A 744-nucleotide genomic window follows, 5' to 3' on the forward strand; every position below is an offset into this window, starting at 1 on the left:
TGGGCGAACGGCTCGGGACCGACGCGCTGGCGGCGGCGACCGCGGTGGTCATGCCGGCGCTCGCGGTGGCCGAGGACGGGATGCGCCTGGGCCAGGGCGGGGGCTACTACGACCGCTTCCTCGCCGAGCTGCCGCGGAGCGTGCCGACCGTGGCCCTCGTGTTCGAGGACGAGCTGCTGCCGGCGGGCGCCATCCCTGCCGAGCCCACGGACCGGCCCGTGGACGGCGTCGTCACCGCGGCCGGGCTGCGCTGGGTCTGAGCCCGGCCCGCGGCGCGGAGTAGCATCGGGGGTCGGATCCCCCCAGAACCGCGCGCCCCGGCGCGCCCCGAGCGAGCTGGAGCTGAGCATGCCCACCTACGCCTACCGCTGCAAGGACTGCGGCCACGCCTTCGACGTCGTCCAGGCCTTCACCGACGACGCCCTCACCGAGTGCCCCGCGTGCGGCGGCGTCCTGCGCAAGCAGTACGGCTCGGTCGGCGTGAGCTTCAAGGGCTCCGGGTTCTACCGGACCGACTCGCGCTCCGGCACCGGGGGCACCGGCTCGGCCGGCGGATCGACCTCGGACTCGGCCGCCGGGTCCTCGACGTCCTCGACGTCGTCCTCGTCCTCCGCCCCCGCGGACTGACCCGGCCGGATCGGGCCGGCTCAGCCCCAGTGGGGCGGGCGCTGCTCGCGCAGCCAGCGGTCGTGCTCGGCCTCGGCCGCGCCGATCTCGACCCCGGCCTCATGTCCGGTCGGCGCG

Annotated in this window: 2 protein-coding genes; both read left to right on the plus strand. The window is 76.5% G+C overall.

Going from position 1 to position 744, the window contains the following annotated elements; translation table 11 throughout:
- Positions 1-260 (plus strand): 5-formyltetrahydrofolate cyclo-ligase (locus tag D8M29_RS12715; RefSeq protein WP_305034239.1); only part of this gene is annotated, 260 nt, incomplete at its 5' end.
- A gap of 88 nt (positions 261-348) precedes the next feature.
- On the plus strand, positions 349-627 hold the full coding sequence (locus tag D8M29_RS12720) for an FmdB family zinc ribbon protein (protein WP_041104378.1): 279 nt from the start codon (positions 349-351) through the stop codon (positions 625-627).
- Positions 628-744: the final 117 nt, after the last annotated feature.

The sequence above is a fragment of the Micrococcus sp. HSID17227 genome (assembly GCF_003989405.1).
Lineage (GTDB): Bacteria > Actinomycetota > Actinomycetes > Actinomycetales > Micrococcaceae > Micrococcus > Micrococcus luteus.

Excerpts from the sequence above, each read along its gene's own strand:
- D8M29_RS12720 (WP_041104378.1), top strand. The coding sequence starts at position 349 with ATGCCCACCTACGCCTACCGCTGCAAGGACTGCGGCCACGCCTTCGAC.